The 25,200-nt window shown below is 45.3% G+C and carries 25 protein-coding genes; 22 read left to right on the top strand and 3 right to left on the bottom strand.

What is annotated here, in order from left to right; translation table 11 throughout:
• Positions 1-59: 59 nt before the first annotated feature.
• From G5B11_RS13015 to G5B11_RS12950, 14 genes are all read left to right on the top strand, one after another.
• Positions 60-344 (top strand): AAA family ATPase, encoded by a 285-nt coding sequence (locus tag G5B11_RS13015; RefSeq protein WP_262583450.1) that lies wholly within the window; start codon positions 60-62, stop codon positions 342-344.
• A 213-nt stretch (positions 345-557) separates the two neighbouring features.
• Positions 558-1,460 (top strand): hypothetical protein, encoded by a 903-nt coding sequence (locus G5B11_RS13010; RefSeq protein ID WP_173728566.1) that lies wholly within the window; start codon positions 558-560, stop codon positions 1,458-1,460.
• A gap of 296 nt (positions 1,461-1,756) precedes the next feature.
• On the top strand, positions 1,757-2,722 hold the full coding sequence (locus tag G5B11_RS13005) for a beta-ketoacyl-ACP synthase III (protein ID WP_173728565.1): 966 nt from the start codon (positions 1,757-1,759) through the stop codon (positions 2,720-2,722).
• A 22-nt stretch (positions 2,723-2,744) separates the two neighbouring features.
• Complete coding sequence (gene acpP / locus G5B11_RS13000) at positions 2,745-2,972, top strand: acyl carrier protein (protein WP_158421887.1); 228 nt, start codon at positions 2,745-2,747, stop codon at positions 2,970-2,972.
• A 9-nt stretch (positions 2,973-2,981) separates the two neighbouring features.
• Complete coding sequence (gene fabK, locus G5B11_RS12995; protein WP_262582830.1) at positions 2,982-3,962, top strand: enoyl-[acyl-carrier-protein] reductase FabK; 981 nt, start codon at positions 2,982-2,984, stop codon at positions 3,960-3,962.
• Positions 3,955-4,872: an ACP S-malonyltransferase gene (gene fabD / locus G5B11_RS12990; RefSeq protein WP_173728564.1), complete on the top strand. Its 918-nt coding sequence runs from the start codon at positions 3,955-3,957 to the stop codon at positions 4,870-4,872. The genes fabK and fabD overlap by 8 nt, the downstream gene beginning before the upstream one ends.
• Positions 4,873-4,903: 31 nt before the next feature.
• Positions 4,904-5,644 (top strand): 3-oxoacyl-[acyl-carrier-protein] reductase, encoded by a 741-nt coding sequence (gene fabG / locus G5B11_RS12985; RefSeq protein WP_173728562.1) that lies wholly within the window; start codon positions 4,904-4,906, stop codon positions 5,642-5,644.
• A gap of 21 nt (positions 5,645-5,665) precedes the next feature.
• Complete coding sequence (fabF, locus tag G5B11_RS12980; protein ID WP_173728561.1) at positions 5,666-6,907, top strand: beta-ketoacyl-ACP synthase II; 1,242 nt, start codon at positions 5,666-5,668, stop codon at positions 6,905-6,907.
• Between the two features lie 2 nt (positions 6,908-6,909).
• Positions 6,910-7,332 carry an acetyl-CoA carboxylase biotin carboxyl carrier protein gene (accB, locus tag G5B11_RS12975; RefSeq protein ID WP_173728559.1) on the top strand — a complete coding sequence of 141 codons (423 nt, stop codon included), beginning with the start codon at positions 6,910-6,912 and terminating at the stop codon, positions 7,330-7,332.
• Entirely contained in the window at positions 7,329-7,757 is a 429-nt protein-coding gene (fabZ, locus tag G5B11_RS12970; protein WP_158421892.1) for a 3-hydroxyacyl-ACP dehydratase FabZ, read from the top strand. Before accB ends, fabZ begins: the two co-directional genes overlap by 4 nt.
• Before the next feature lie 3 nt (positions 7,758-7,760).
• Positions 7,761-9,125 (top strand): acetyl-CoA carboxylase biotin carboxylase subunit, encoded by a 1,365-nt coding sequence (locus G5B11_RS12965; RefSeq protein ID WP_173728556.1) that lies wholly within the window; start codon positions 7,761-7,763, stop codon positions 9,123-9,125.
• A complete protein-coding gene (locus G5B11_RS12960) occupies positions 9,115-10,800 on the top strand; it encodes an acetyl-CoA carboxylase carboxyltransferase subunit alpha (RefSeq protein ID WP_173728554.1) in 1,686 nt (561 codons plus the stop codon). Before G5B11_RS12965 ends, G5B11_RS12960 begins: the two co-directional genes overlap by 11 nt.
• Before the next feature lie 231 nt (positions 10,801-11,031).
• Positions 11,032-11,469 (top strand): MarR family winged helix-turn-helix transcriptional regulator, encoded by a 438-nt coding sequence (locus G5B11_RS12955; protein WP_244093013.1) that lies wholly within the window; start codon positions 11,032-11,034, stop codon positions 11,467-11,469.
• 19 nt (positions 11,470-11,488) lie between these two features.
• A complete protein-coding gene (locus G5B11_RS12950) occupies positions 11,489-12,313 on the top strand; it encodes a DNA-3-methyladenine glycosylase family protein (protein WP_173728550.1) in 825 nt (274 codons plus the stop codon).
• Positions 12,314-12,362: 49 nt separating this feature from the next.
• On the opposite strand, the gene G5B11_RS12945 is transcribed toward G5B11_RS12950, so the two are convergent.
• A complete protein-coding gene (locus G5B11_RS12945) occupies positions 12,363-12,734 on the bottom strand; it encodes a NusG domain II-containing protein (protein WP_173728548.1) in 372 nt (123 codons plus the stop codon).
• Positions 12,735-13,121: 387 nt separating this feature from the next.
• Between G5B11_RS12945 and G5B11_RS12940 the strand changes: the two genes are divergently transcribed.
• From G5B11_RS12940 to G5B11_RS12915, 6 genes are all read left to right on the top strand, one after another.
• A complete protein-coding gene (locus G5B11_RS12940; protein ID WP_158421898.1) occupies positions 13,122-13,601 on the top strand; it encodes a complex I 24 kDa subunit family protein in 480 nt (159 codons plus the stop codon).
• Positions 13,598-15,469 carry an NADH-quinone oxidoreductase subunit NuoF gene (locus G5B11_RS12935; RefSeq protein WP_158421899.1) on the top strand — a complete coding sequence of 624 codons (1,872 nt, stop codon included), beginning with the start codon at positions 13,598-13,600 and terminating at the stop codon, positions 15,467-15,469. Before G5B11_RS12940 ends, G5B11_RS12935 begins: the two co-directional genes overlap by 4 nt.
• A gap of 14 nt (positions 15,470-15,483) precedes the next feature.
• Positions 15,484-17,175: a [FeFe] hydrogenase, group A gene (locus G5B11_RS12930; protein ID WP_173728546.1), complete on the top strand. Its 1,692-nt coding sequence runs from the start codon at positions 15,484-15,486 to the stop codon at positions 17,173-17,175.
• A 74-nt stretch (positions 17,176-17,249) separates the two neighbouring features.
• Positions 17,250-18,218 (top strand): ABC transporter substrate-binding protein, encoded by a 969-nt coding sequence (locus G5B11_RS12925; protein ID WP_173728544.1) that lies wholly within the window; start codon positions 17,250-17,252, stop codon positions 18,216-18,218.
• The gene (locus tag G5B11_RS12920) at positions 18,193-18,984 is read left to right on the top strand and encodes an ABC transporter permease (RefSeq protein ID WP_173728542.1); all 792 of its coding nucleotides are present in this window, start codon (positions 18,193-18,195) and stop codon (positions 18,982-18,984) included. The genes G5B11_RS12925 and G5B11_RS12920 overlap by 26 nt, the downstream gene beginning before the upstream one ends.
• Before the next feature lie 2 nt (positions 18,985-18,986).
• Positions 18,987-19,556, top strand: coding sequence for an ATP-binding cassette domain-containing protein (locus G5B11_RS12915; RefSeq protein WP_173728540.1), 570 nt, complete (start codon positions 18,987-18,989; stop codon positions 19,554-19,556).
• Positions 19,557-19,630: 74 nt separating this feature from the next.
• On the opposite strand, the gene G5B11_RS12910 is transcribed toward G5B11_RS12915, so the two are convergent.
• Positions 19,631-20,263, bottom strand: coding sequence for an endonuclease III domain-containing protein (locus G5B11_RS12910; protein ID WP_173728538.1), 633 nt, complete (start codon positions 20,261-20,263; stop codon positions 19,631-19,633).
• A 55-nt stretch (positions 20,264-20,318) separates the two neighbouring features.
• Entirely contained in the window at positions 20,319-21,674 is a 1,356-nt protein-coding gene (locus G5B11_RS12905; RefSeq protein WP_173728535.1) for an MATE family efflux transporter, read from the bottom strand.
• Between the two features lie 127 nt (positions 21,675-21,801).
• Here G5B11_RS12905 and G5B11_RS12900 point away from each other — a divergent pair, with 127 nt between their 5' ends.
• Positions 21,802-22,698 (top strand): AraC family transcriptional regulator, encoded by an 897-nt coding sequence (locus tag G5B11_RS12900; RefSeq protein WP_158421906.1) that lies wholly within the window; start codon positions 21,802-21,804, stop codon positions 22,696-22,698.
• A gap of 136 nt (positions 22,699-22,834) precedes the next feature.
• Positions 22,835-25,096: a glycogen/starch/alpha-glucan phosphorylase gene (locus G5B11_RS12895; RefSeq protein ID WP_173728533.1), complete on the top strand. Its 2,262-nt coding sequence runs from the start codon at positions 22,835-22,837 to the stop codon at positions 25,094-25,096.
• Positions 25,097-25,200 lie beyond the last annotated feature (104 nt).

Here is a 25,200-nt window from a genome sequence, read left to right as displayed (position 1 = left end):
GTATCCGCCGATATTCAGTCTGACGCCTAAAGCGTCTGGAAGCACGTGACTTTAGCCATGTGAGGTTCACAGATTTTGACAATGTGATCAGCATTTACATCGAAGCTCCACGTAAAAACTGTGTGGAATCCATCATGAAAAAGCTGCAGGTTTCGGAGCCGGAAGCTCATGAGCTGATCAGCAAAACAGATAAATACAGAGCAGATTATTATGAGTATTATACAAGAGGCGGCTACTGGACAAACCTGGTGAATTACGACCTTACATTAAACAGCGCAAGAGTAGGCCGTGAAAAATGTGTGGATGTGATAGAGGATTACTTAAAAATCCGATTTGATTTGTAATACCAAATACAAAGAAAAATGTCAGGCAGTTTAAAAACAGAGGAGATACTTGAGGAGAGTATTTTCTCTGTTTTTTTATCGAATATGAGGAATACTGTGTAGAAAAAACTTTTGTGGTACTGTGAAAAAGAGTATAATGGTGTAGATTGGATGGTTAGAGAATCAAGATACCATATATTCTCACAGAATCTTTATGTACGAGGGGAAAAGTGAATGAGGAAAAAAATCAATACATATGTTATGCTTGGTGCGTTCGTCGTCCTTATTGCAATGCTTTATGCAGGGATTCATTCTGCATTGAAAGCGGAAAATGAATGGCAGCAGCAGATGGAGGACTACGAAGAAGATTATAAGAAGGCGGTAGAAGCCGTTCATGCAGAAAATTATGCTACGGCAGTTGATTTATTGGAAAAAATACCTGAGGATCTTATGGAAACTGCATCTGTGGAGCCTTTGGACAGTGTTCCTAGATGTCTTGCAAATGTAAAATATGTTCGGGCATATGCAAAGTATTGTGAGAACATAGCATCTGGTGAAGATATAGATAGTCAATACTGGGTTATACACAAGCTTCCCAGTGAGACGGCTGAGTATAATGGAGACTTTGCTGAAGAAATGCAAGAGATAAAAAAGATTGTTCAGGAACGCTATGAGGCTGAAAAGCGGCGCAAAGAAAAAGAAGAGGAAGAACGGTACAAAGAAGAAATCCGAAAGGATCAGCCATTCCGGGGGATGGAACAGAGGTATATATCTATCACTAAGTGGGGACCTTATGATCGGAGGACGGAGGAAAATTACAGAGAGAATGGAGAAGTGAAGAAGCAGGTTACCTATACCTGGAGGAATATTGGCGGAAGTGTATACTCGGCAGTGTGCAGGGATGGTGAGGTGGTGGATCTGATACGGTATGTAAGCAGTTCCTCAAACAGCTATAGAGGAAAATCAAGAGGATATTCATCCTCCGGAAGATCTTCGTCTGGCAAGAGTGGGAATTCCTCACGAAAAGATGAGTATGACGTATATGATTATGATGATCCTGAGGACTTTTACTACGATCATGAAGATGAATTCGACAGCTTTGAGGATGCGGAAGATTACTGGGATGAAGCTCAATAAATAGAAGAATGGGTATGGTTATTTTGAAATTTGCAGAATAGCCGTATCCATTTTTTTTATTATACAAAATATTCCGGTCTATTTTTTTATATATAAAATATCTTAATCTATTTTTTCCTTGACAATATAAAAAAATATGATATACTTTGATAATCAAAATATTTTGAAATAAAAACAAATTAGGCTAAGAGATAAAACAGCAGGTTGATGCTTAGTAAGGCAGAAAAAGCAACACAACCAAGCAGTAAAACAATTCAATTGCAAAATAATGAAACAGTAAAACAGGAATAATCATTATGACAGGAAGAATAACAGGAACAGGCTCCTGGGTTCCGGAACACATATTGGATAATAATGCATTGTCCAATATGGTGGATACAAGCGATCAGTGGATCCGTGAGCGGACAGGAGTGGAAAGACGACATATTGTATGGCAGGAGACAACTGCCAGGATGGCTGCAAAGGCAGCACAAAGAGCACTGGAGCAGGCCCAAGTGGATCCGGAAGAAGTTGATCTGATCCTTGTGGCAACCATTTCAGGTAATGAGATCCTTCCCTGTACAGCTTGCAGAGTGCAGGAGATGCTGGGGGCAGTTCGAGCCACCTGCTTTGACCTGAACAGTGCATGTACAGGATTTCTTTTTGCACTGAACACAGCACAGGCATATCTGAATAGCGGCATCTACCGGAATGCGCTTGTGATCGGGGCAGAAAGCCTTTCCAATCTTACCAATTGGAAGGATCGGGGAACCTGTATTTTATTTGGAGATGGTGCAGGGGCAGTTTTCCTGGAGGCAGATGAGAAGAGCAGATATGCACAGGTCACTCATTCAGAAGGGGAGAAGGGCAGAGCCCTCACCTGCAGCAGCAGAAACCAAAAGCAGTATGTGGAACATCCGGATGCACAGGAAACCTACATGGAGATGGATGGCAGAGAGGTATTTAAGTTTGCTGTGTCTTGTGTGCCACAGGTGATCCGGGAGCTTTTGGAAAAGGAAAAGCTTTCTGGGGAAGAGATAAGATTTTATATTTTGCATCAGGCTAATATAAGAATTATTCAGTCTGTGGCAAAAAGACTTGGAGAAGCTGAAGAAAAATTTCCTGTAAATATTCAGGAATATGGCAATACTTCCGGGGCAAGCGTCCCTATTCTTTTGGATGAACTGAATCGGAAAGGATGTTTCAAGGCAGGAGATAAGCTGGTCTTGGCGGCTTTTGGAGCCGGACTGTCTTATGGAGCAAGCCTGCTGGAGTGGAAATAAAAATTAACGAGGAGAAAAGAACATGTTAGAAAGAATTAAAGAAATCGTAGCAGAATCACTGGGAACAGAGGCAGGAACATTAACAGAGAGCACGTCCTTTAAAGAGGATCTGGGAGCTGATTCACTGGATCTTTTTGAAATGGTTATGGCTCTGGAAGAGGAATTTAATGTGGAGATTCCTACAGAAGACCTGGAAGGAATCCAGACAATCGGAGATGTGGAAGCTTATATCCAGAACCGGGAAAAGTAAGAGGCAATATTGAAAAAAGTAAACAGTATTGTGAAAGCAAAGGACAGTGTTATGAAAACAAAAGTTACAGATTTACTTGATATACAATACCCCATTATACAGGGGGGAATGGCCTGGGTGGCCGAGCATCATCTGGCAGCCGCTGTATCAGAGGCAGGAGGCTTCGGTATTATTGGAGCAGCCAATGCACCGGCACAGTGGGTGCGGGAGCAGATCCGGCTGGCAAAAGAGAAAACAGATAAACCATTCGGGGTAAATGTAATGCTGATGAGCCCTTATGCAGATGAGGTTGCGCAGGTGATCGCAGAAGAGGGTGTAAAAGCAGTTACCACAGGTGCCGGAAATCCGGAAAAATATATGGAGATGTGGAAAAAAGCAGGGATCCGCGTGATCCCGGTAGTTGCCTCTGTGGCACTGGCAAAACGTATGGAGCGGTGTGGGGCAGATGCAGTGGTAGCCGAAGGATGTGAGTCCGGAGGCCATGTGGGAGAGACAACCACCATGGCACTGGTGCCCCAGGTAGCAGATGGAGTACAGATTCCGGTGATCGCAGCAGGCGGTATCGGCGACGGCCGTGGGATCGCAGCAGCATTTATGCTGGGAGCACAGGCAGTACAGATGGGAACCTGTTTTGTAGCAACAACCGAATGCCAGGTGCATCAGAATTATAAAGATATGATCCTGAAAGCAAAAGATATAGATACAAGAGTGACCGGACGTACTACAGGGCATCCGGTGCGGGCACTGAGAAATCAGATGACCAGAGAATATCTGAAAAAAGAGGCTGAGGGCGCACCTTTCGAGGAACTGGAGCAGCTCACACTGGGAGGCTTGCGAAGAGCAGTAACAGAGGGAGATGTGAAAAACGGAAGTGTTATGTCCGGACAGATCGCAGGACTTATAAAAGAAGAAATGAGCTGCAAGGATCTGATCCAAAAGCTGATGAAGGAGACGGAAACTCTTTTGAAAGGAACTGCAGTTTATGAGTAGGATCGCATTTATATTTCCTGGCCAGGGAGCTCAGAAAACAGGAATGGGAAAAGATTTTTATGAAAAATATCCGGCTTCTGCCAGGGTATTTGAACAGGTGTCCTACTGGCTGGATCTGGACATGCCACAGCTTTGCTTTGAAGAAAATGATAAACTGGATCTTACCGAATATACACAGGCAGCACTTTTAACAGCCTGTCTTGCCATGGAAAAAGCAGCAGAAGAATATGGCCTGATCCCGGAGGTAACGGCGGGCTTAAGCCTGGGGGAATATTGCGCCATTGAAGCAGCTGGCGGAATCAGCCTGAAGGATGCAGCTGTAACTGTACGTAAGAGGGGAATCCTTATGGAACAGGCAGTTCCTGCAGGAAAGGGAAGCATGGCGGCAGTGCTTGGTCTGACCGGACTGGAGATCGAAAAAGTGATAGAAAAGATAGGTGGAGTGGAGATTGCCAATTATAACTGTCCCGGACAAATTGTGATCACTGGGGAAAAGGCAGCAGTGGAAATGGCGGCAGCGCAGTTGAAAACTGCAGGAGCAAGGAGAGTCCTTCCTTTAAAAGTCAGCGGCCCTTTTCACTCATCTATGATGGAAGCGGCAGGCAGGAAACTGGAAAAGGTACTTGAGACTACAGAAATCCAATCTCTAAAGATCCCTTATGTGACAAATGTTACGGCAAAGTATGTAACAGACCCTGCACAGATCCGTCCGCTGCTGGCCAGACAGATTTCCTCTTCCGTCCGCTGGCAGCAAAGTGTGGAGCAGATGATCAGTGCCGGGATCGATACCTTTGTGGAGATCGGACCAGGCAGGACGCTTACCGGTTTTATAAAAAAGATAGATAAAAATGTAAGGACCTTTAATATACAGACAGTAGAAGATCTGGAAAAAACAGCAGCAGAGGTATGACAATAACAGAAATCTGACAGGAGGACAAAAAATGACCGGAAAAAGAGTTGCCCTTGTAACCGGTGCATCCAGGGGAATCGGGCGTGCCATTGCCTTACGGTTGGCAGCAGAAGGATGCTATGTGGTTATCAATTATAATGGTTCAAAGGAAAAAGCAGAAGAAGTGCAGCAGGAGATCCTGCAGGCAGGAGGCCAGGCCCATATTTATCAGTGTAATGTAGCTGATTTTCAGGCTTGTGGTGAAATGTTTAAAGATACGATCAGTAAAATGGGACATCTTGATATTCTGGTCAATAATGCAGGAATCACAAAGGATGGCCTTTTGATGGGAATGAGTGAAGAAGATTTTTCAAAGGTAGTGGATACCAATCTAAAAGGAACATTCTATTGTATCCGCCATGCTGCCAGAACCATGATCAAACAGAAAAAAGGCAGGATCATCAATTTAAGTTCTATTGTGGGTATTTCAGGAAATGCAGGCCAGGCAAATTATGCTGCATCTAAGGCAGGGGTGATCGGACTGACAAAATCAGCTGCAAAGGAGCTGGCATCCAGGGGAATTACTGTAAATGCAATCGCTCCCGGATTTATCTGCACAGACATGACCCAGGTTCTGCCGGAGCAGGTGAAGGAAAAAATCTGGGCGCAGATTCCTATGGGCGGATTTGGCGATCCCCAGGATGTGGCAGCAGCAGCGGCTTTTTTTGCATCAGAGGAAGCCGGTTATATTACCGGACAGGTGCTGATGGTTGACGGCGGAATGGCAATGTAGGAAAAGTGAGGACAAACATATATGAAACGTAGAGTAGTGGTCACAGGACTTGGCGCAGTAACACCTCTTGGAAATGATGCAGAATCCTTCTGGGAAGGTATCAAAGCCGGAAAAGTGGGGATCCAGAGCATTACAAGATTTGATACAACAGATTATAAAGTGAAGGTGGCTGCAGAGGTAAAGGGGTTTGAACCTGAAAAATATATGGATTTTAAGGCTGCAAAAAGAATGGAATTATTTTCAAAATACGGAGTAGCAGCTGCAAAAGAAGCACTGGCGGATTCCGGGATCTGCATGGAACAGGAGGATCCATACCGGGTAGGTGTGATCGTAGGATCCGGTGTGGGAAGCCTGCAGGCAATGACAGCCTCGCAGCAAAGGCTTTCCCAAAGAGGACCTTCTAAGGTGGATCCGCTTTTTGTTCCCAAAATGATCAGCAACATGGCTGCCGGAAATATTTCCATTGCCATCGGGGCAAAAGGTAAGTGTACCAATGTGGTCACTGCCTGTGCATCAGGAAGCCACTGCATTGGGGATGCTTTTCGGGCGATCCAGTATGGGGATGCAGAGGTGATCCTGGCAGGTGGCACAGAGGGATGTATCTGTCCTTTGGGAGTTGCCGGATTTACCAGTCTGACTGCATTAAGCACATCTTCAGATCCTTTGCGGGCTTCCATTCCATTTGATAAAGAACGTGCTGGCTTTGTAATGGGAGAAGGAGCAGGGATCGTAGTTTTGGAAGAACTGGAGCATGCCAAGAAAAGAGGTGCCCACATTCTGGCAGAGGTTGTGGGATATGGTGCTACCGCAGATGCTTTCCATATCACTTCTCCAGCGGAAGACGGAGCAGGCGCTGCAAGGGCGATGGAGGAAGCTATGCATGAGGCTGGGATCGAACCGGAAGAGGTGGATTATATCAATGCACACGGCACAGGCACCCATTACAATGATCTGTTTGAAACAAGAGCCATTAAAGCTGCGTTTAAAGAGGCTGCATATAAAGTAAAGATCAATTCTACCAAGTCAATGACAGGGCATCTTTTAGGTGCTGCCGGCGGTGTGGAATTTATTGTATGTGTAAAATCAATTCTGGATGGTTTTATCCACCAGACAGTTGGAACAAAAGAAACAGAAGAGGAACTGGATTTGGATTATTGTATTGATGCACCGGTTCAGACTCAGGTTCGGTATGCTATGAGCAACTCTCTTGGATTCGGAGGCCACAATGCTTCTCTTCTGGTAAAACGCTATGAGGAGGAATGATCATGGAATTTGAACAGATACTGCAGCTTATCGACAAAATAGACGCAGCAGGAGTATCATCCTTTGAATATGAAAACAATGGACAAAAAATGTCCGTTAAATGGGATAGAGATAAAAAAGAAACCGTATATAGTGCTGCTCCTGTACCGGAAAAGGCAGCTGTTTTGGAGAAGGAAGCAGAAACCGGAAATCTGGTAACATCACCTTTGGTTGGTACATTTTATGCGGCTCCTTCCCAGGATAGCCAGCCTTTTGTGAAAAAAGGGGATACAGTGAAAAAAGGCCAGGTGCTTGCCATTGTTGAGGCAATGAAGCTGATGAATGAGATTGAAAGTGAATTTGAAGGAATTGTGGCAGAAGTTTTGGTTGAAAACGGACAGGCGGTAGAATATGGTACCCCTCTGTTCAGAATCGAGGAAGCATGAATTATTTAGATACAAAGCAGATCCAGCAGATCATTCCACACAGACATCCCTTTCTTCTGGTGGATTATATTGAAGATTATGAACCAGGGGAATTTGCGGTAGGATATAAATGCGTAACCTACAGAGAGGACTTTTTTAAAGGCCATTTTCCACAGGAACCTGTAATGCCAGGGGTGCTGATCCTGGAAGCATTGGCACAGACCGGCGCTGTTGCCATCCTGTCAAAGCCGGAAAACCAGGGGAAAATCGCCTATTTCGGAGGCCTTGATAAGTGTCGCTTTAAGACGAAGGTGCGTCCCGGAGACAAGCTGCGTCTGGAAACCAGGATCGTGAAGCAGAAAGGCCCGCTTGGAGTGGGAGAAGCAGTTGCAACCGTAGACGGGAAGATTGCTGTTAAAGCACAGCTTACATTTATGGTGGGGTAAAATATGATACGAAAATTGCTGGTGGCAAACCGGGGAGAGATTGCAGTAAGGATCATCCGCGCCTGCAGAGAATTGGGGATTGAGAGCGTAGCGGTTTATTCAGAGGCGGACAAGGATAGTCTTCATGCTCAGCTTGCTGATCAGGCAGTCTGCATAGGACCTGGTCCTTCAACGGAAAGCTATCTGAATATGGAAAGCATTATCAGTGCTACAATGACAACCGGTGCAGATGCCATACATCCAGGCTTTGGGTTTTTATCTGAAAATGCCCGTTTCGCACAAATATGTGAAAAGTGCGGCATTATCTTTGTGGGGCCTCCCTCTTCTGTGATCCGCAGTCTTGGAAACAAGCAGGAAGCCAGAAACACCATGGAAGCAGCCGGTGTTCCAGTGATCCCTGGGACGAAGGGAGCAGTTCTGGATATTGACGCAGGAAAAAAGGAAGCTGACAGGATTGGTTATCCGGTGATCATCAAGGCTGCCCTTGGCGGTGGCGGCAAGGGTATGCGCACAGCCTTTTCACCGGAAGAGTTTGAAAAAGCTTTCCTGACTGCAAAGAAAGAAGCGCAGATGGCCTTTGGGGACGGAACCATGTACATAGAGCATTTTGTGGAAAAGCCAAGACATATAGAATTTCAGATCCTTGCAGACCAGCAGGGAAATGTGATCCATCTTGGGGAAAGGGACTGTTCCATACAGCGGAATCATCAAAAGATGATCGAGGAATCGCCCTCTGCAGCTGTATCGGACAAGCTTCGCAGGAAGATGGGAAAAGCAGCTGTGAAGGCTGCAAAGGCAGCACATTATGTGAATGCAGGAACCATAGAATTCCTTCTGGAAAAGGATGAGAACTTTTATTTTATGGAAATGAATACCAGGATACAGGTAGAGCATCCGGTAACAGAGTGGGTCACTGGCATGGATCTGGTAAAGGAACAAATCCGTATCGCTTCCGGTCTGCCGCTTCAGGTCAGCCAGAAGGATGTACATGTACAGGGGCATGCTATTGAATGCAGGATCAATGCGGAAAACCCGGAGAAGAATTTCAGGCCTTCTCCCGGCACCATTTCAGATCTTCATTTTCCTGGCGGCCAGGGAATCCGTGTGGATACAGGTATTTATCCAGGATATACAGTACCGCCTTATTATGATTCCATGCTTGCAAAGCTGATCGTTCATGGAAGAACAAGAGAAGAGGCTATTGCCAAAATGAAAAGCGCATTGGGAGAAGTGGTGATCCAGGGAGTGGATACAAACATTGACTATCAGTTTGAAATCCTCAGTCATCCGGATTTCCAGAGCGGTAATTTTAATGTTGGATTTTTAAGTACCCATGAAATCGGGGGAGTGAAAGTAAATGAAATTTAACTGTACATTTAAACGGACAGTTGGTCGTAGCAGCCTGACAGCAGAAACAGTAAAGCCGGAGGTTCCGGAAGGACTTCTGAAAAAATGTAATGTATGTAAGTCGGCGGTGTTTGTGGAAGAGGTAAAGGACAACGATTATATATGCCCTCATTGCGGCAATTATTTTCGTGTTCATGCCTGGAGAAGAGTCCAGCAGATCGCAGATCCAGGGACTTTTGAAGAATGGGATGCAGGTCTGCCCCAGGAGAATCCGCTTCATTACAAGGGATATAAAGAGAAAATTGAAGGTCTTCAGGAAAAAACAGGACTGGATGAAGCCATCCTTACCGGTAAGGCAGAAATTGACGGAAATCCCACAGTGCTTGGAGTCTGCGACAGCAGGTTTATGATGGCAAGTATGGGAAGTGTAGTAGGGGAAAAGATCACCCGGGCAGTGGAGAGGGCTACCAGGGAACGGCTCCCCGTAGTGATTTTTGCCTGCTCTGGCGGAGCACGTATGCAGGAAGGCATTGTGTCCCTGATGCAGATGGCAAAAACATCAGCAGCACTGAAACGGCACAGTGATGCAGGCCTTCTTTATATCAGTGTGCTTACAAATCCTACTACTGGTGGTGTTACGGCAAGCTTTGCCATGGAGGGAGATATTATTCTGGCAGAGCCGGGAGCGTTGATCGGCTTTGCAGGACCAAGAGTGATCCGGCAGACCATTGGACAGAAATTGCCCAAGGGATTTCAAAAGGCTGAATTTCTCCTGGAGCATGGTTTCTTAGATGGGATCGTTGATCGAAAACAGATGAAAGCTACACTTTCCCGTCTGTTGTCCATGCATCAGCATCAGGATACAAAAAGCACATATCAGGAAAAAAAAGTTCTGAAAGAAGAAAAGCTTCAGGATAAAAGTGCCTGGGAGCGTGTGCAGCTTGCAAGGGATAAGGAACGTCCAACAGGGAAAGATTATCTTGCACTGCTATTTGACGAATTTACGGAACTGCATGGAGACAGGCGATATGGAGATGATCCTGCCGTGATCGGAGGAATAGGGAACTTTCATGGAAAACCTGTGACAGTGATCATTCAGGAAAAAGGGCAGGGAACAAAGGACAGTATTGCCAGAAACTTTGGAATGGTTTCGCCGGAAGGATATCGTAAATCCCTGCGTTTGATGAAGCAGGCAGAGAAGTTCAAAAGACCTGTGATCTGTTTTGTGGATACTCCGGGAGCCTTCTGCGGGATGGAGGCTGAAGAACGGGGGCAAGGGCAGGCGATTGCAGAAAACATCTATGAATTATCTGCTCTTAAGGTACCTGTTCTGTCCATTGTGATCGGAGAAGGGGGAAGCGGCGGAGCCTTGGCTCTTGCTGTGGCTGATCAGGTATGGATGTTGGAAAATTCCATCTATTCTGTCCTTTCCCCGGAAGGCTTTGCTTCAATTTTGTGGAAGGATGCAGGAAAAGCCAGGGAAGCAGCCCAGGTGATGCGGCTTACTGCCGGGGATCTGAAAAAGCTTGGTATTGTGGAGCATGTTTTTTCTGAAAAGGAGCCTCTTACACGAGCCAATATGGCAGATATGGGAGAGAAAATGGACCAGGCGATTGGTACATTCCTTACATTGTACGAGAAAATGGATACAGAGGAGCTTTTGGAAAAGCGGTATAACAGATTTCGTAAAATGTAGAAGAAATCCGGAAAGCAGACGGAAATCGGAAAGCAGACAGAAACTCAAACTTCAAATGCTGCGGAAATTTAAATCCAAACGTCATGGAAACACATGGTGCAAAAATCCCCGGTTTATGCTATACTGTGTACACTTGAACAACAACGGACAGCAACGGACAAGCAGGAGCACAAGCTGCTCCCTGTATACAAATTAATTGGAATAGCCCATAAGGCGGGGGGAAGGACCATATTGAATGATAAGGAAGTAATCAACGATGTGCTGGTAAATCTTTTTAATGAGATCATGGAACTGGAAGAACAGGCCATTATCACAGATGAGTATAAAGATATTACCAATAATGATATGCATATTATCGCTGCCATTGGTCTTGGAGAAAAAAAGATGTCCGATATAGCGGCAGAACTGAATATTACGGTAGGCTCCCTGACCATTGCCATGAATGCACTGGTTAAGAAAGGGTATGCACAGAGAGAACGCAGTGAGAAGGACAGAAGAGTTGTTTTTATCCATCTTACGGTTAAAGGGCGTAAAGCCTTTCATCATCACGCAGAGTATCACAGGCAGATGACAGATGCAGTGGTGAGTGCTTTATCGGACAATGAAGTAGGTGTTCTGGCGAAGGCACTGGAGAAGCTGTCTGTTTTCTTCAGGCAGTACCAGAAATAACCGAAGGCAGGACAGACAGATGATATCCATAGAACTGGAGAATTTTAACATAAGGCAGATCATGGAATCCGGACAATGTTTCAGGATGGATGAAACAGATACAGACTGTTTTACTGTGATCGCAGGTAAGAAATACGTAGAAGTAAGGCAAAAAGGGCAGGTAGTGGATTTCGACTGTTCTCAGGAGGATTTCCTTTTCTTCTGGATCCCATACTTTGACCTTGATGCAGATTACAGCAGATATATACAGTCAGTGAATCCCAGGGACAGATATTTATGTGCAGCCGCACAGCATGGACAGGGAATCCGTATACTTCGTCAGGATCTGTGGGAAATGCTGATCACATTTCTTATTTCGCAGCAGAATAATATACGCAGGATCCGCAGGTGCATTGAGAATATCTGTACACGGTACGGAGAAAGAATCATTTTGCCGGATGGCAGGGAATATTATGGCTTTCCAAAGCCACAGGCTTTGGCTACTGCATCTGAAGAAGATCTGCGGGCATGCAATCTGGGTTACCGTGCCAAATATATTCATCAGGCCGCACTTGATGTGGCAGACGGGCAGATCAATCTATCAGAGATTCAATCAATGTCTTACAAAAAAGCACGGGAAGCTTTGATGGAAATTTATGGCGTAGGTGGGAAAGTGGCAGATTGCATCTGTTTGTTTGCCTTGCACCAGCTGGATGCGTTTCCGGTGGATACCCATATACGCCAGGTACTGGATCAGCACTACAAAAGAGGCTTCCCTAACCGCCGCTATAAAGGGATGCGTGGTGTGATGCAGCAGTATATTTTTTATTATGAACTTACAGGGCTCCCCTCCGGCGATAAATAAGCTCCCTGATGCTTTGCAATATCACTGGATTTTCTTTTGTAGTACAAAATCAGGTAACGGAATCAATCACCAGTTCATCTTCTGAGTTAGAGGATGAACTTTTTTTGCCTTCGATCACTACTTTGTTAGGCAGACATACAATGGTTCCGCCGTTTTTGTCAATTGCATGCTGTTTCATACACAAATGGTCCGGGCAGTCAGCCCAGATCATTTTTATTTCCCCGTCTTTTATTTCACACCGATTGGTATCTCCTATGGAGATCACCTGATCTTTGGATAAAGAATAGGTGCCATATTCTTTGCCTGCAACCGTAATGCGTACTGTGGAAAGATCACCCTTGTCCATAAGGTGGGTACCAGCCCATAAAAGTACCGCAGCTGCAAGGATTCCCAGGATAAATAGAATTTCTTTTTTCTTCAAAGTTTCACCTGCCTGTATGTAAAAGATGCCAGCCCAAAGCCGCCAGCCCAAAGCCGCCAGCCAAAAGCTGCCAGCCCAAAAACACCAGTCAAAAGCCTCTGGTGCATATGCGTGTAAGCAGCTATTGGCTTTGTCGTTTCATAATTTCGCTTAATCGAAAATATCATAGCATAAGAAAATATGCATGTCAAAAAAGTGGGACGGTGTATGTGAATGCTTATCGAGCTGCTATTCATTTCGCTGATAGTAATAAAAATCCACAATAATCACAGAAAAGCAAAAAAAATAATTGTATAATCCTGCCAGATAATGTACTATATTGGATATAGAATTGTGCAATGGATACAAATACATACTAGCGAACGACGCAAAGTAAGGAGGAAACCAATGTTAGATCAATCTTATTACAACAAGGCGGATGAGATTATCGCACACTATGGTCGGAAAGCAGCATCGCTGATCCCCATCATGCAGGACATCCAGGCAGAATACCGGTACCTGCCAGGGGAACTGCTCACCTATGTGGCGAAAGAGATCGGGGTAAAAGAAGCCAAAGCATACAGCGTGGCTACCTTTTATGAAAACTTTTCATTTGAGCCAAAAGGGAAATACGTGATCAAGGTCTGTGACGGAACAGCCTGTCACGTAAGAAAATCACAGCCTGTGAAAGAGGCACTGATGAAAGAACTGGGTCTGACAAATAAAAAGCATACCACAGACGATATGCTTTTCACAGTTGAGACAGTTTCCTGTCTGGGAGCCTGCGGACTTGCGCCTACCCTGACTGTAAACGATGAAGTACATCCGAAGATGACGGAAGAAAAAGCCATAGAACTTTTGAACCGGCTGAGAGGAGAAAGCGTATGAGTATAAGAAATGGAGAAGAACTGTTAAACAAACAGAAAGAAGTAAATGAAAAGATCCGCTCCTATACCTGTCGTGTACTTGTATGTTCAGGTACAGGCTGTATTGCCTCCGGCGCACAGAAGATCTATGAGGAGATGAAGGTGCTGTGCCGGGATGTGGACGGAGTAAAGGTGGAAATGCAAAAAGATATCCCTCATACAGGCGTGATCAAGACTGGCTGTCAGGGATTATGCGAGCTGGGGCCTTTGATGAGGATAGAGCCTTACGGATATCAGTATGTACATGTGCAGCCGCAGGACTGTAAAGAGATCGTAGAGCGTACAGTTCTGGAAGGAAAGCCAGTAGAGCGTCTGTTTTACAGAGAGAAGGACACTGTCTGTCCCCACCCGGAGGACATTCCTTTCCTAAACCTTCAGACAAGGGTGGTACTGGAAAATTGTGGAAAGATCGATGCAGAATCTATTGACGAATATATTGCAGTTGGCGGATACCAGGCACTGGCAAAGGCACTGGAATCCATGACTCCTGATGATGTGATACAGGAGGTGACAAAGTCAGGCCTCAGGGGCCGTGGCGGCGCCGGATTCCCGGCAGGGAAGAAATGGTCCCAGGTGGCAAGACAGGCCGAAAAGATCCGCTATGTTGTATGTAATGGTGATGAAGGCGATCCTGGTGCATTTATGGACGGGTCTGTTATGGAAGGCGATCCATATAAGATGATCGAAGGTATGACCATTGCTGCTTATGCAGTTGGCGCAGAAGAAGGCTATATCTATGTACGTGCAGAATATCCTCTCTCTGTAAAGAGACTGCGTATGGCTATTGAACAGGCAGAGAATTACGGATTCCTGGGAGATAACATCCTGGGAACAGGAATTAATTTCCATTTACATATTAACAGAGGTGCAGGTGCCTTTGTATGTGGTGAGGGATCTGCACTTACAGCATCTATTGAAGGCAACCGGGGTATGCCTCGTGTAAAGCCTCCACGTACAGTGGAGAAAGGACTGTGGGGCAAGCCTACGGTACTGAACAATGTGGAAACCTATGCCAATGTGCCCAAGATCATTCTTCAGGGGGCTGACTGGTTCCGGACCATCGGTACAGAAGGAAGCCCGGGTACCAAAACCTTCTCCCTTACAGGAGCTATTGAGAATACAGGCTTGATCGAGGTGCCTATGGGCACTACGTTGCGCCATATTATTTATGATATTGGCGGCGGACTGAAAAAGGGAGCAGCCTTTAAAGGCGTACAGATCGGAGGACCTTCCGGTGGATGTCTGATCATGGATCAGCTGGATGTGCCCCTGGATTTTGACTCGGTAAAGAAGCTGGATGCGATCATGGGATCCGGCGGACTGGTTGTTATGGATGAAAACACCTGTATGGTAGAGGTTGCACGTTTCTTCATGAATTTTACCCAGAGGGAAAGCTGTGGTAAATGCGTACCTTGCCGTGAGGGAACCAAGCGTATGCTGGAGATCCTGGAAAGGATCGTAGATGGCAAAGGCGAAATGTCAGATCTGGATCAGCTGGAAGAACTGGCAAATATGGTTCAGAGTATGGCACTTTGCGGCCTTGGCAAAAGCGCACCGCTTCCTATAATCAGTACTCTGCACCGCTTCAGGGATGAATACGAGGAGCATATCAGGGATAAGAAGTGCCGTGCAAAGGTATGTACTGCACTGCGTCAGTTCCATATCAATCAGGAATTCTGTATCGGCTGCGGCAAGTGTGCAAGAAACTGTCCGGCAGGTGCAATTTCAGGACTGATCAAGCATCCTCATCATATAGACAATACTCTTTGCATCAAGTGCGGCGCATGTAAAGATAACTGTAATTTTGATGCGATTTATGTGGAAGCATAGGAAGGGGGTATATTATGGGATATATGATGATTGACGGTAGAAAAATAGAGTTTACCGATGAAAAAAATGTGCTGTCCGTGATCAGGAAAGCAGGAATAAATATTCCAACATTGTGCTACCATTCTGAGGTGTCCACATTTGGAGCCTGCCGTTTGTGTATGGTAGAGGATGAAAGGGGCAAGATGTTTGCATCCTGTTCTGAAGAACCAAGGGATGGGATGACCATTTACACCAATTCAGGACGAATTAAGAAATACAGGAAGCTGATCGTGGAGCTGCTTCTGGCGGCTCATTGCCGCGACTGTACTACCTGTGTGAAAAGCGGAGAGTGTATTCTCCAGGAGCTGGCACACCGTCTTGGGGTGAATACCATCCGTTTTGAAAATACCAGGGAGCCCTATGAGCTGGATACAAGTTCTCCTTCTCTTGTAAGGGATCCTAACAAATGTATCCTTTGCGGAGACTGTGTACGTGCCTGTGAAGAGCTTCAGGGGATTGGTGCGCTGGGCTTTGCATTCCGTGGTACGGACGCTATGGTCATGCCTGCATTTAACAAAAAGATTGCCCAGACTGATTGCGTGAACTGTGGACAGTGCCGTATTTATTGTCCTACAGGTGCGATTTCCATCAAGACCCATACAGATCTGGTATGGGATGCACTGGCTGATCCAAATGTACGGGTGGTGGCACAGATCGCACCGGCAGTACGTGTTGCAGTAGGGGATCATTACGGGCTGTCAAAGGGCAGAAGTGTTATGGGCAAGATCGTAAATGCCCTGCACAGAATGGGATTTGACGAAGTATACGATACCTCTTTCAGTGCAGATCTTACCATTATGGAGGAGAGTGCAGAATTTCTTGACCGGATCAAAAAAGGAGAAAAACTTCCGCTGCTCACATCCTGCTGCCCGGCATGGGTGAAATTTATTACAGATCAGTACAAGGATTACATCCCTAATCTTTCTACCTGCAGATCTCCACAGGGGATGCTTTCCGCTGTGATCAAGGAATATTTCCGGCAGCCGGAACATCAGGATGGAAAGAAGACGGTTATGGTTTCCATTATGCCATGTACAGCCAAGAAGGCAGAAGCGATCCGGCCCAACAGCTTTACCCACGGAGAACAGGACACAGACATTGTGATCACCACTACAGAGCTGATCCGTATGATCGATAATTTCGGTATCGACTTTGCTCCGCTGGATCCGGAAGCCTGCGATATGCCATTTGGCTTTGGCTCAGGCGGCGGCGTGATCTTTGGCGTAACAGGCGGTGTTACAGAGGCAGTTCTCCGTCGTCTCACAAAAGATCACCGCAAAGAATCTATGCATGAGATCGCAGAATGTGGTGTGCGCGGTGATGAAGGCATCAAAGAGTTTTCCGTTATGTATGAAGGAATGGAAATAAAGATCTGTGTTGCCAATGGACTTGCAAATGCACGGAAAGTGATGGATCAGGTGAAAAATGGAGAGAAAGAATACCATCTGATCGAGGTTATGGCCTGCAGACGGGGATGTATCATGGGCGGTGGCCAGCCTACAAGAGCCGGTGCTAGGACCAAGGCATTAAGGGCAAAAGGGCTTTATAATGCAGACAATACCATGATCATCAAAAAGTCAGATGAGAACCCGCTGGTAGTAGAGCTGTACAACGGACTTCTGAAGGGAAAAGAACACGAATTGCTTCACAACAAATCTTATGAATGATATTGTAACTGTAAAAGTACTGGACAGTTACACGACTTTTAAGTATGACCTGAGACTAAGGAGGGGCAAAAGACATGAAGAAAAAAATGATATCCGTATTGCTGACAGCAGGGCTCTTGGCAGGAACGCTGGCTGGAAGCTGCATTACAGTTTCCGCAGAGGAAAAAGCATCTGACAAGATTGCTATAGGCGCCTTAAAAGGACCAACTGCCATGGGCATGGCACAGCTGCTGGATGATGACAGCTATGATTTTACCATAGCAGCATCCCCAGACGAGATCGTACCGCAGATCGTGCAGGGAAATGTAGATATAGCAGCTGTTCCATCCAATCTGGCGGCAGTGCTGTATCAGAAGACACAGAAGAATGTAAGCGTACTGGCTGTGAATACACTGGGCGTTCTCTACCTGGTGGAAAATGGAGAATCCATACAGTCTGTGGAAGACCTGAAAGGAAAAACCATTTACGCCAGTGGAAAAGGCGCTACACCGGAGTATGCCCTGGAATATGTATTAAGTGCAAATGGGATCGATCCTGAAAAGGATGTGACCATTGAATATAAGTCAGAACATGCGGAAGTAGTTGCAGCTCTGGCAAATGACCAGACAGCAGCAGGGCTTTTGCCCCAGCCCTTTGTTACAACTGCATTGATGAAAAATGACAGCCTTCGGGTGGCTTTGGATCTGAATCAGCTGTGGCAGGATGGAGTTTCTGATGACAGCCAGCTGGTAACAGGAGTGGTTGTTGTAAGAAATGATTATCTTAAGGAGCATGAGGCTGATGTGGATGCTTTTATGGATGCATATCAAGCGTCCGTAGAATTTGTAAACAGCGATCCGGATCAGGCTGCAAAGATCATTGGCGCCCATGACATTATTGCTGAAGAAGTGGCCAAAAAGGCCATCCCTGACTGCAGTATCGTATTTGTAGAGGGAGAAGAGATGCAGACCATGCTGTCCGGATATCTGAGCACACTGGAACAGCAGAACCCAGAGATGGTTGGAGGACAGCTTCCGGATGATGATTTCTACTACGCACGATGAGACCCAAAATAACAGGCTCAGGTGGAAAAGCTATACAATAAGAATACTGGCAGCTGCCTTCTGGATCCTGGTATGGCAGCTGGCCAGTATGTGGCTGAAACAGGAGATCCTTCTGGCAGCTCCTGTTTCTGTTGTAAAAAAATTGTGGCAGCTTTTGCCGCAGGCAGATTTCTGGAAAACTGTAGAATTCAGCTTTGTGCGGATTGTTTCCGGATTTCTTCTGGGGCTTTTTGCAGGAACCATATTGGCTGCCGTAGCCTGTGGATGTAAAGTGCTGGAGATCCTGCTGGCGCCTGTTGTAACGGTTATGAAGTCGGTCCCTGTTGCTTCATTTATTATTTTGTGCCTGATCTGGCTTCCATCCAGGAATCTTTCTGTATTTATAACGTTTCTTATGGTGTTTCCAGCAGTTTATACAAATGTATGCCAGGGCATCCGGGAAACCGACCGGGAGCTTTTGGAAATGGCCCAGGTATTTCAGGTCAGCTTTGGAAGAAAGGTGCGGTATATTTACATTTCACAGGCTGCCCCTTATTTTCTGGCTGCCTGCCGTCTGGCATTGGGGCTTTGCTGGAAAGCCGGAGTCGCTGCAGAGGTGATCGGGATCCCAGGCGGATCGATAGGGGAGAAGCTGTATCATGCAAAAATATATTTAAATACACCGGATCTTTTTGCATGGACCATTGTGATCATCGGAATCAGCGTTTTGTTTGAAAAATTGTTTCTGACCGGAATAGGCACACTTGTGGAAAGGATGGGAAAATAAAAATGGATCTGATCATCCAGGATTTATGCAAAGCTTATTATGGGCAGGCAGTATTGCAGGATTTTTCCTATTGCTTTCCAGAAGGGAAAACCACCTGTATTATGGGCAGATCAGGATGCGGGAAAACAACACTTCTGAATCTGATCCTGGGATTGGAACTCCCGGATACAGGAACCATACAGGGGAACAAAGAACCTATGGCAGCTGTTTTTCAGGAGGACAGACTTTGCCGGAATCTTACCGTACAGGCGAATATCCGTCTGGTAAATAAAAGGCTTTCGGAGGAAAGACTCCGGGAACTCCTTGCTGCTTTAGATCTGGAAGAGGCCTGGGACAAAAAAGCGGGCGAATTAAGCGGCGGTATGTGCCGCAGGACTGCCATCGCAAGAGCACTGGCAGCAGACCGGAACTGTATTCTTATGGATGAGCCTCTTTCCGGACTGGATCCGGATACCAGGATCAAAGTTTTGGACACCATAAAAAAATACACCAAGGGAAAGACCCTGCTTTTGGTAACACATGAAAAACAGGATGCTTTTTCCCTTGGTGCAGATAAAATATTGGAAATGTAGTAATGTTTCAGCAATTAGCATCTTGCAGGATATTCTCACATTTCTTGCATACTGTAGAATCTTTTGGTACCTTTTTACAGATTCCTTTCACAGATATCAAATAGACAGCATCTGTCACAGTGAGGCTGTGTCCTTGCTGTGCAGATTTCTCTTCCGTGCCACACAAGACGGTGACACAGATCACTGCCCTCTTCTGGCGGAATGATCTTCCATAATTCCATCTCTACTTTTTTCGGGTCTTTGATCCCGTTTACAAGTCCGATCCTGTTGGAAAGACGGATACAGTGGGTATCTGTTACAATGGCAGGCTTACCGAATACATCCCCCATGATCAGATTGGCACTTTTGCGGCCTACGCCGGGTAAAGACAGAAGAGCGTTAAAATCTTCAGGAACCTTGTCATTATATTTTTCATGAAGCATTTTCATACAGGCGCTGATATCCTTTGCCTTGCTTTTGCCAAGACCGCAAGGCTTCACGATAGCCTCGATCTCTTCCGGAGCTGCCTGAGCCAGGGCTGCCACACTTGGATATCTGGTAAAAAGATCTTGTACTACTACATTTACCCTTGCATCTGTACACTGGGCTGCCAGGCGGACGCTTACAAGAAGCTTCCAGGCCTGATCATAATCCAGGGTACAGTCTGCATCCGGATATGCGGTTTTTAATCGTTTGATGACTTCAAGAGCCAGTTCTTTTTTTGTCATAAGTACCTCTTTATTATTGGTCATTGATAATAGGATGTTGGGGGCAAAAGCATTTCTAGTACAGGCTGCGCCTGCTGATATGTTGAAATGCAAAGTAAAAAATGATCCCTTTCACTATGCTTGTAGCGGTAAGTGCCCACCAGATCCCGTCAAGTCCAAGGGAAGTGGCGGAAAGAACCATGGCAAGCGGGATACGCATACCAGTAAAAATAATACTGATAATACTGCAAAGCTTTGTTTTTCCAAGGCCTGACAGTGCACCTATGGTCATCAGCTCCACACTCATAAAGGCTTCCCCAAATCCGATGATGGTCAGGTAACTAACGGAAATCAGCACTACATCCTTTTCATGGAAAAACAGGGAGGAAATAGGGCCGGGGATCAATATAAAGGCTGCAGTGATCAAAAGCCCCCAGGCAACCAGCAGCCGAAAGGAAATGCTGTATCCTTTCCGGATACGGTCCGTCTTTCTTGCACCATAATTCTGTCCCATGAAAGCATTTAGAGCAGCACCGAAGCCGTCGGCAGTATTCCAGGACAGGGATTCGATCTGTCCGCCTACACGCTGGACTGCAATAGCACCTGCACCAAAGCCGGAAACCATACGTGTCAGGATCATGGAGATCAGGCAGTAAATGCTGCCTTGCAGTGCGGTGGGAATCCCAATGCGGAAAACATCTTTATAATAGCTGGAAGCAGATCTGCGTAAAGGATTGGAATGACGCAGGATATTGGTTTCACTGTGATCCTTAACAAGGCTGACAACAAGTACTGCCAGCACCAGAAACTGGGAAGTGACAGTGGCAGCTGCAGCACCAACAACCTCCAGTCTTGGAAAAGGTCCCACTCCAAGGATTAGAACAGGATCCAGAACCATATTCAGCACAAGCCCCAGGAAGTTAGCCTTCAGGGGAGTTTTGGAATCTCCCTGGGCTGTATAAAGTCCGGTCAGAGTCTGAGTCAGGTAAGGAAGCAGGATCAGTCCACAGGTGATCAGCATGTAGACCCTGGCACTGGCATAAGCTTCCGGATCTGTCAGATTAAAAAAGTGAAGCAGAGGATCTGTAAAAAGCAGGCAGAGTGCAGTAAAAAAAAGACCAAACAGGATGGTCAGCTGCAGAGCTACATCTGCATAGCGGATAGAGGCCTCCCGGTCTTTACGGCCAAGGGCCTGTGCCATATTTACCTGTCCGCCCATACGCGACAGGGAACAAAGTCCCTGGGAAAGCCATACGTACATGCCGCCTACGCCTACTCCTGCAACTGCCTTGGAACCAAGCATTCCGATCCAGGCCATATCAGTAATATTGTAGGCTGTAGCCAGAAAAGAAGATGCCATAATAGGCAGTGCCAGCTCCGTAAGGGTAGAAAGAATCGGGCCGGAGGTAAGATTTAATTGTTTGTTCTTCATATTTCATTATCCATTCGTTTTAATATCATTATTACATACCATTTTATACGGTATAAAAGGATTTTGCAAGGGAAGAGTTTTGTGGTAGAATCAAAGAAAAAAATAGGAAACAACAGGAGGTGAGAGGATGGCAGAAAACGGAACACTTCATGCCCCAAAGGTGGATGAAACCCTGAAAGAACTGGGCCGACATGGCTCATTTGAACTTCCCGTAGAAACCTACACCGACAACTGTGTGATCTTCCATTCCCTTTACAACCACTGGCACAAAGAAATGGAGATCATCTGCATCGAAAAAGGCTGTGGCCTGGCAAAGCTGAACAGAGAAACCATTCGCCTGAAACAAGGAGATATCCTGATGGTCAATAGCGGAGTCATTCACGGCATACGATCAGACCTTCGAAATTATCTGTATTACAAAAGTATTGTATTTGACCTGAATTTTCTGTCCAGTCCGGCAGGGGATCTGTGCCAGGAGCGGCTGATCTCCCTTCTTGCTGAGAATCAGGCAGAGTTTACCCATTTGATATCGCCAGGAGATCGTGGCTATGAACACATTTTCCGCCTGTTTTATCAGATTCATGATTGCCACAGAGAGAAAAAGCCCTTCTATTATGTACAGCTGAAAAGCTTATTTTACGAATTTTTTTACCAGATGCTGATAGGAAATTACATTGTTCCTGCAGATACAGAACAGAACAGGAATCTTGCATCCATAAAAATGGTTTTGGATTATATTAATGAACACTATCAGGAACAGCTGACTGTGAAAGAGTTAACAGAGATGTCCAATTACAGTGAGTATTATTTCATGAAGCTTTTTAAGCAATACACGGGCAAGACGGTAGCATCATACCTGAATGATTTCCGCCTGGAAAAGGCGAAAGTCCTGCTTTTGCATTCAGATCGTTCCATTACGGAAATCGCTTTGGATGTGGGCTTTAATAATACAAGCTACTTTATTAAAAAGTTCCAGCAGGCCAATCTGGTTTCACCGCATAAATATCGCAAAAATATGTCATAACATAACAGTTTTGTTGTATTTTTGTGTCTTTCATCCGTGCTAAGATTGTATCATCAAAAAGAGCAAAGAACGAAGAAGCAAAACGGCGCGTATGAAAAGGTCTGAATATACAGACCAATGGATGAAAGGAGAAACAATGGAAGCTTTAAAGACAATGATCAATGACATGTTCCACAAAGACTGTTCTTCCTGTACAAATGAAGAGATTTATACAGCTCTTCTTACTTACACAAAGGAAGCACTGGAAGAAAAAGGTTATCACAACGGAAAAAAGAAAATTTATTATATTTCTGCAGAGTTCCTGATCGGAAAGCTGCTTTCTAACAATCTGATTAACCTTGGCATTTATGATCAGGTTGCAGATTACTTAAAAGAGAACGGCAAATCCCTTGCTGAGATCGAAGAGGTTGAGCCGGAACCATCTCTTGGAAATGGCGGACTTGGACGTCTGGCAGCATGTTTCCTGGATTCTATTGCAACACTGGGACTGCCGGGAGAAGGAATCGGTCTGAATTATCACCTGGGTCTGTTTAAACAGGTATTCAAAGACAGACTTCAGAATGAGACACCGAACCCATGGATCACCAACAATACATGGCTTACACCTACAGATGTAACATATACTGTACCGTTCCACGGATTTGAGCTTGAGTCTAAAATGTATGATATTGCAGTTGCAGGCTATCAGAATAAAGCAATCCATCTTCATTTATTTGATATTGATATTGCAGATGAGAGCATGGTTCATGATGGTATTGCATTCAATAAAAAAGACGTACTTCATAACCTGACTCTGTTCCTGTATCCGGATGACAGTGATGATGACGGAAGAAAGCTTCGTATCTATCAGCAGTACTTTATGGTAAGCAATGCTGCACAGCTGATCCTGGACGAGGCAGTGGCCAAAGGATGCAACCTTCATGACCTGGCTGATTACGCAGTTGTACAGATCAACGATACACATCCAAGTATGATCATTCCTGAGTTCATCCGTCTGCTGACTGCAAAAGGCATTGACTTTGAGGAAGCAAGCGATATCGTTGCAAAGGTTTGTGCTTATACCAATCATACGATCCTTGCAGAGGCACTTGAGAAATGGCCAATGAGCTATCTGGAAGAGGTTGTTCCTCATCTTGTTCCTATTATCAAACAGCTGGACGAGAAGGTTAAGAGAAAATATCCTCAGGAATCCGTTGCGATCATTGACAGCAACAACCTGGTGCATATGGCACATATGGATATCCACTATGGCTATTCCATCAATGGTGTGGCAACACTTCACACAGAGATCCTTAAGAACAGCGAGTTGAAGCAGTTCTATGATATCTATCCTGAGAAATTCAATAATAAGACAAATGGTATCACATTCCGTCGCTGGCTGATGTATTGCAACCATCCTCTGACAGAACTGATCACATCCCTGATCGGAGACGGATTTAAGAAAAATGCATTTGAACTGGAAAAACTTCTTGCATATAAGGATGATCAGGAAGTATTGAATAAGATCCTGTCTATCAAGACCGATGCAAAGAAGGTGTGCAAAGATTTCATCCTTTCCAACACAGGTGTTGAGATCGATGAGAACAGTATCTTTGATATCCAGATCAAACGTCTTCACGAGTACAAACGTCAGCAGCTGAATGCTCTGTACATTATTTATAAATACCTGGAGATCAAAGGCGGCAAGAAGCCGGAGAAGCCTGTAACCTTCATCTTTGGTGCAAAGGCAGCTCCTGCATATGTGATCGCAAAGGACATCATCCATCTTCTTCTTACACTTCAGGATCTGATCAAAAATGATCCGGATGTAGCTCCATACATGAAGGTTGTAATGGTAGAGAACTACAATGTAAGCGCAGCTGAGAAACTGATCCCTGCATGTGATATTTCAGAGCAGATTTCTCTGGCATCTAAAGAGGCTTCCGGTACAGGTAACATGAAGTTCATGCTGAACGGTGCGGTAACTCTTGGTACTATGGATGGTGCAAACGTAGAGATCAGTGATCTGGTTGGCGAGGATAACATCTATATCTTCGGACAGTCCAGCGAGCAGGTTATCCAGCACTATGAGAAGGCAGATTACAATTCAAAAGCTATCTATGAAGGCAATGCAGATATTAAGAAATATGTGGATTTCATTGTCAGCGATCAGGTGCTTGCACTTGGACATGAAGAGAACTTAAGAAGACTTCACAATGAGCTTGTGAACAAAGACTGGTTTATGACTCTTCTTGACCTGGAAGACTATATCAAGGTTAAGAACCAGGCTCTGGCAGATTATACAGACAGAGAGAAATGGGCTAAGAAGATGCTTGTGAATATTTCAAAGGCTGGGTTCTTCTCATCTGACAGAACCATTGAGCAGTACAATGAGGATATCTGGCATCTCACAAAATAAATTTCAGGTAAGATAAATTACAGGTAAGATAAGTAATTTGCAGGCAATATAGATTAATTGCAGGCAGGATAAGTAAATTGCAGGCAGGACCTGTACAGAAATAA

The organism is Blautia glucerasea, from assembly GCF_013304385.1.
Taxonomy (GTDB): domain Bacteria; phylum Bacillota; class Clostridia; order Lachnospirales; family Lachnospiraceae; genus Blautia_A; species Blautia_A ammoniilytica.
Note: the sequence above shows the minus strand (reverse complement) of the source record. Positions and strands in the feature narration are given on the sequence as shown.